Genomic DNA, 5,719 nt, shown 5'->3' on the forward strand with positions numbered 1-5,719 from the left:
TGGGGCCGCCGGCGGGGGTGGCGGGGCCGGTGTGCGGTGTGGCGGTGGGGCCTGTTGTGCAGTGGGCCCTCCGCCCCGACCGCGCCAGCCACGACCAGCTGGACCGAGGTCAGGCAGGCGGTTTCAGGGTGACGACGGTGGCGCTGGTCTCGCCGCGCGGCGTCCGGTACTTGATCTCGTCGCCCTCCTTGGCGCCCACGAGCGCGAGGCCGAGGGGGCTGTCCGAGGTGACCGTGGCGGCGTCGGCGTCCTCGCCGGGGATCGTGACGATGTGGAGCTCGTCCTCGTCGCCGTCGGCGAACCTGAGCGTCACGGTGGTGCCGTCGGGGAGCAGGCCCTTGCTGTTCCGCCCGCCGTGCTCGAGTTTCGCGGCGACGTCGGCGATGCGCCGGTCGAGGTAGGCGGCGGCCTCCGCACGGTCCAGCACCTCCGCCTGGTCGGCCGCGTCGCCGGTCCGTTCCTGCTCGCCGACGAGCGGCGCCATCGCGTCGCGCTGCGCACGCAGATCGGCGAGTTCCTTTTCCAGCTGCCGGCGTGCCGCCGGGCTGAACCCGTTGTCCCCTGTGGTCACCATGCCGCGCATTGTCCGCTACAGATCGGCCGTGAGCCACCTCGATTTTTCACCCGCTGTGATCGGCCAGGACGGCTGCCCTAAACTTCAGGGCCCGTGTCCTGACTACTTGGTGTAAGGAACTTCGTGACCGCCGTTCCCGGCCGCAGCGCGCGGCTTTCCCCCAATCAGCTGCAGAAACAGGAACAGATCGTGGAAGCGGCGCGGATCGTGCTGGCCAGGGACGGGCTCGCCGGCTGCACCGTTCGCGCGATCGCGGAGGCCGGGCCGCTCACGAAGAGTGCGATTCATTACTACTTCGCGGACCTCGACGTCCTGATCGACCGCGCGATGGCGGCGCACATCACAACGTTCACGGCCGATTTGCGCAAAATCTCGGCGAAGCACGATCACCCGGATGAGCGGCTCTTCGCCGTGCTGGAGGCGTTCCTCGCCGAGTTCTCCGGCCGCCCGAACGCGGCCTTCCTCTGGTTCGAGTACTGGATCGCCGCCGGCCGCGCGCAGCATCCGCAGGCCATCGACGTCATGCTGACGTCGATCACCGAACTGCTCGCGGAGTTGCTCGCGCCGTTGGACGTGGAGGACCCACGGGCACGGGCGAGGGCGCTGCTGTCCTATCTGCTCGGCGCGATCGTCCAGCAGCGCGTCCGGCGGCGGCCGTTCGCCGCACTGCGCGGCGACATCGAAGCGCTCTGCTTCGCGAACTACGGCTAGAAATACGCATTAGATCCGTACCGTTACGGATTGTTCGATCCGTCCGGCTCCGGCCATGGTGGGGTTCCCTTCCCTTGCCCCAAGCTAGGAGACGACGATGCGCATAAGACGGTGCATGGCCGCGGCGATCGCGGCCGTCGCGGCGTTCACCATCCCGGTCGCCGCGAGTCCGGCGACCGCCGACCAGCAGGCCGAAGACGCGCAGGTCCAGATCTACGAGGTCTTCGGGACCGGCACCGCGCAGCAGCGCACGCAGATCTCCCGGCTGGGCGTCGACGTCCTCGGCTCCGCGGGCGGCACCACGACGTTCATCGGCGAAGCGGCCGACGCGGCGAAGGTCCGTTCGCTCGGCTTCCGCGTCGAGCAGCGCGGCGTCGTCGACCGTTCGCCCGGAGTGAGCATGAACGCGATCAACGACTTCCCGCCGTCGGATTCCGGTTTCCACAACTATTCCGAGGTCACGACGGAACTGCGCAACGCGCAGGCCAACTACGGTTCGATCGCGCGGCTGAGCAGCGTCGGCAACTCCTACGAGGGCCGCGCGCTGAACATGCTCAAGATCAGCGACAACGTCGCGACCGACGAGAACGAGCCCGAGGTCCTCTTCACCTGCAACCAGCACGCGCGCGAGCACCTCACCACCGAGATGTGCCTGCGGATCGTGAACCGGTTCACCCAGGGCTACGCGTCCGACCCGGCGATCAAGCGCTTCGTCGACAGCACCGAGATCTACGTGATCCCGAACGTCAACCCGGACGGCTCGGAGTACGACATCTCCGGCGGCAGCTACAAGTACTGGCGCAAGAACCGGCAGGGCAACGGCACCGACCCCAACCGCAACTGGGGTTACAACTGGGGCTGCTGCGGCGGTTCGTCGGGCTCGACGACCAGTGAGACCTACCGCGGTCCCTCGGCCTTCTCCGCACCGGAGACCAGGGCGGTGTCCAACTTCGTGAACTCGCGCAAGATCGGCGGCGTCCAGCAGATCAAGGCGAGCATCGACTTCCACACCTATTCGGAGCTCGTCCTGTGGCCGTTCGGCTTCACCTACAACGACACCGCGCCCGGGATGACCGCGGCCGAGGCGCAGCGTTTCCAGACGCTGGGCAGGCAGCTGGCCGCGACCAACGGCTACACGCCGCAGCAGTCGAGCGACCTGTACATCACGGACGGGACGATCGACGACTGGATGTGGGGCACGCACAAGATCCTGAGCTTCACCTTCGAGATGTACCCGCGGGGTTCCAACCCCGGCTTCTACCCGCCCGACGAGGTGATCGTCCGGGAGACCACGCGTAACGACAAGGCCGTGGACCTCCTGCTGAACACCGCCATCGGCTGACGCACGTGGGCTGAAAGCGTCCTTCACCGCTCCATCCATGCCCCCGCCGCCGCCCTCAACGGAGGCGCTGCGCGCCCGGCCTGGATTCCAGCGGTGAAGGACGCTTTCGTCGCGTCTTATGCGGGCATGGTCCCCTTCAGCTCCCGCGCATAAGGTGCGGGGCATGCCGATGTTCGAATTCGAGGGGCGCCGTCCCCAGGTGGATCCCGAAGCGTGGATCGCCCCCACCGCCACCCTGATCGGCGACGTCGTCGTCGAGAAGGGCGCTTCCGTCTGGTACGGCGCCGTCCTGCGCGCCGACTTCGGGCGGATCCTCATCCGCGAGGGCGCCAACATCCAGGACAACTCCGTCATCCACGTCAACGGCGGGGTGACCGAGGTCGGCAAGAACGTCACCGTCGGGCACCAATGCCTCGTGCACGACTGCACGATCGGCGAGCAGGCCCTGATCGGCAACGGCTCGACTGTGCTCGACAAGGCGCAGATCGGGGCGAAGGCCCTCGTCGCGGCCGGTGCCACGGTGACGCCCGGCATGATCATCCCGCCCGAGACCGTCGCCATGGGCAGCCCGGCGAAGAAGCACGTCCCGCTCGACGGCACCGCCCGCGGCTGGGTCGAGCACAACGCGGCGATCTACCAGGAGCTGGCGCGCAGGCACGCGGAGAGCGTCAAACAGATCGATTGACTCTCCAGTAACTGGAGATCTTAGCTTCGGTCGCATGGCACCGAAGTCGAAGAAGAAGACACACCAGGCGACTCTCGAGCTGACCGCCGGCAACGCGCCGGTGGTCGACCTCGGCAAGACGCTCGGTCAGACCGGCGTGAACCTCGTCGAGGTCAAGAAGGCCTACGACGCGGCGACAGCCTCGCAGCGCGGCGACATCGTCCCGGTGGTCGTGTCGGTGTTCGAGGACCGCTCCTTCGAACTCCGGCTGAAGACGCCGCCCGCGTCGTTCCTGATCAAGAAAGCCTTGGGCGGCAAGGGATCCGGCCGTCCGGGGCATGAGGTCGCCGGGAAACTCACGCAGGATCAGCTGCGGGAGATCGCCGAGCGGAAACTGCCGGACCTCAACACCGGCGACATCGAGGCGGCCATGCGCACGATCGCGGGCACCGCCCGCTCGATGGGCGTCGCGATCGAAGAACCGTGACGCGCAAGCACGTGATCGTCCCGCCTTTCCGCGACCTCGATCCGGCACTGGAGGTCGCGGAAAGGCTGCTGGCACAGGGGAATCCGTGGCTCGCCGGGGTGGCGGCGGCGCTGCCGGACGAAGCCGCGGCCGCGGACCGGCTCAACCGGATACTGGCGGCGAACGGTGCGGCGCCACGGCTCTCCCGCACCGGAAACACCTGGCGCCTGGTGCAGGTGACGTCGTGGCCGGGCTGCGGCGACCTGGTCGCGGCCGCGTCCGGACTGGCCGAACTGGTCGCGTTCGGCGGCTGGCGGCGGATCAAACGCTGCGCCGTCTGCGCACAGGCGTTCTGTGATCGCACGGCGGGATGCAGCCGCCGTTGGTGCGCCAGGCATCGTCCGCACGCCGAGCCGCGGACCGGCGGGGTGCACTAGTCTGGTGCGCACCAGCGACTGGCGCCATTTGAGGTGGAGCACCACCGGGAAGCGACGACAAGGCCGGTACCGCGCGCCTGGGTCCGGCCGTCTCTGGCAGGAGTACGTCCGATGACACACCAGCCCGAACTTTCCGCGCTCGCCGCCGCCGACCCGCAGATCGCGGGACTGGTCGAGGACGAGGCGAAACGCCAGCACGACAAGATCCGCCTGATCGCGTCCGAAAACTACGTCTCGCAGGCCGTCCTGGAGGCGACAGGCACCGTCCTCACCAACAAGTACTCCGAGGGCTACGCCGGCAAGCGGTACTACGAGGGTCAGCAGCTCATCGACCAGGTCGAGAACCTCGCCATCGAGCGCGCGAAGGCCGTCTTCGGCGTCGACCACGCCAACGTCCAGCCGTACTCCGGCTCCCCGGCGAACCTCGCGGTGTACCTCGCTTTCGCCCAGCCGGGCGACACCGTCCTCGGCATGGCGCTGCCGGACGGCGGCCACCTCACGCACGGCTGGAGCGTGTCCGCGACCGGCAAGTGGTTCACGCCGGTCCGCTACGGCGTCCGCAAGGAGACCGGCCGCGTCGACCTCGACCAGGTGCGCGAACTCGCGCTCCAGCACCGGCCGAAGCTGATCTTCGCGGGCGGCACCGCCATCCCGCGCACCATCGACTTCCCGGCGTTCGCGGAGATCGCCCGCGAGGTCGACGCCGTCCTCGTCGCCGACATCGCGCATATCGCCGGGCTCGTCGCGGGCGGCGCGCACCCGTCGCCGGTCGGGCACGCGCAGGTCATCACCACGACCACGCACAAAACCCTTCGCGGGCCGCGCGGCGCGATGATCCTTTCCGACGCCGACCACGCGAAGGCCGTCGACAAGGCGGTGTTCCCCGGCCTGCAGGGCGGCCCGCACAACCACACGACCGCGGCGATCGCGGTGGCGCTCGGGGAGGCGCAGAAGCCGGAGTTCGCCGAGTACGCCCACGCGATCGTGGCCAACGCGAAGGCGCTGGCGGAGGCGTTGACCGAACGCGGCTACGACCTCGTGTCCGGCGGTACCGACAACCACCTGCTGCTGATCGACCTGACGAACAAGAACGTGCCGGGCAAACCCGCCGCGCAGGCGCTGGACCGCGCCGGGATCGAACTGAACTACAACACCGTGCCGTTCGACCCGCGCAAGCCGTTCGACCCGTCGGGCATCCGGCTCGGCACCTCCGCGATCACGACCCGCGGGCTCAAGCCGGAGCACCAGGTACAGGTCGCGGACTGGATCGACCGCACGATCACCGCGGCGGCGGCCGAGGAACAGTCCGCTTTGGACACCATCGCCGCCGAGATCCGCGAATTCCTCTCGCCTTTCCCGATCCCGGGTTACTCGGCCTAGCCGACGCGTGGAGCTTCCGGTGCGGGGTGGGCTGGGTTGGTCGTGAGTGGCGATTAGGGGTTTTAACCCGAAGCCCACACACCCCCACCCGTAAACGGCCCCCACCACCCCCCCCCACCCCCCCCCAAGTAGCCAAAAATACGCC

The 5,719-nt window shown here is 68.6% G+C and carries 7 protein-coding genes; 6 read left to right on the forward strand and 1 reads right to left on the reverse strand.

The window, feature by feature from the left end:
- Positions 1-109 precede the first annotated feature (109 nt).
- Entirely contained in the window at positions 110-574 is a 465-nt protein-coding gene (locus ACZ5ZX_RS35045) for a GreA/GreB family elongation factor (protein ID WP_465506272.1), read from the reverse strand.
- 123 nt (positions 575-697) lie between these two features.
- Here ACZ5ZX_RS35045 and ACZ5ZX_RS35050 point away from each other — a divergent pair, with 123 nt between their 5' ends.
- The 6 genes from ACZ5ZX_RS35050 to ACZ5ZX_RS35075 all read left to right on the forward strand — a co-directional run bounded on the left by ACZ5ZX_RS35050 (position 698) and on the right by ACZ5ZX_RS35075 (position 5,574).
- Positions 698-1,285: a TetR/AcrR family transcriptional regulator gene (locus tag ACZ5ZX_RS35050; protein ID WP_465506273.1), complete on the forward strand. Its 588-nt coding sequence runs from the start codon at positions 698-700 to the stop codon at positions 1,283-1,285.
- Between the two features lie 115 nt (positions 1,286-1,400).
- Positions 1,401-2,627, forward strand: coding sequence for a M14 family metallopeptidase (locus ACZ5ZX_RS35055; RefSeq protein WP_465506283.1), 1,227 nt, complete (start codon positions 1,401-1,403; stop codon positions 2,625-2,627).
- Between the two features lie 163 nt (positions 2,628-2,790).
- Positions 2,791-3,312 carry a gamma carbonic anhydrase family protein gene (locus ACZ5ZX_RS35060; protein WP_465506274.1) on the forward strand — a complete coding sequence of 174 codons (522 nt, stop codon included), beginning with the start codon at positions 2,791-2,793 and terminating at the stop codon, positions 3,310-3,312.
- 34 nt (positions 3,313-3,346) lie between these two features.
- Positions 3,347-3,778, forward strand: a complete 432-nt coding sequence (rplK, locus tag ACZ5ZX_RS35065; protein ID WP_465506275.1) for a 50S ribosomal protein L11 — start codon at positions 3,347-3,349, stop codon at positions 3,776-3,778.
- Positions 3,775-4,194, forward strand: a complete 420-nt coding sequence (locus ACZ5ZX_RS35070; RefSeq protein WP_465506276.1) for a CGNR zinc finger domain-containing protein — start codon at positions 3,775-3,777, stop codon at positions 4,192-4,194. Before rplK ends, ACZ5ZX_RS35070 begins: the two co-directional genes overlap by 4 nt.
- A gap of 111 nt (positions 4,195-4,305) precedes the next feature.
- Positions 4,306-5,574, forward strand: coding sequence for a serine hydroxymethyltransferase (locus ACZ5ZX_RS35075; RefSeq protein ID WP_465506277.1), 1,269 nt, complete (start codon positions 4,306-4,308; stop codon positions 5,572-5,574).
- Positions 5,575-5,719 lie beyond the last annotated feature (145 nt).

The organism is Amycolatopsis sp. NPDC033938, from assembly GCF_055575975.1.

What these genes read in the sequence shown, in the direction of transcription:
- ACZ5ZX_RS35045 (WP_465506272.1), bottom strand. Translation starts at nt 574, where the DNA reads ATGGTGACCACAGGGGACAACGGGTTCAGCCCGGCGGCACGCCGGCAG.
- ACZ5ZX_RS35075 (WP_465506277.1), top strand. Translation starts at nt 4,306, where the DNA reads ATGACACACCAGCCCGAACTTTCCGCGCTCGCCGCCGCCGACCCGCAG.
- ACZ5ZX_RS35060 (WP_465506274.1), top strand. Translation starts at nt 2,791, where the DNA reads ATGCCGATGTTCGAATTCGAGGGGCGCCGTCCCCAGGTGGATCCCGAA.
- ACZ5ZX_RS35055 (WP_465506283.1), top strand. Translation starts at nt 1,401, where the DNA reads ATGGCCGCGGCGATCGCGGCCGTCGCGGCGTTCACCATCCCGGTCGCC.
- rplK (WP_465506275.1), top strand. Translation starts at nt 3,347, where the DNA reads ATGGCACCGAAGTCGAAGAAGAAGACACACCAGGCGACTCTCGAGCTG.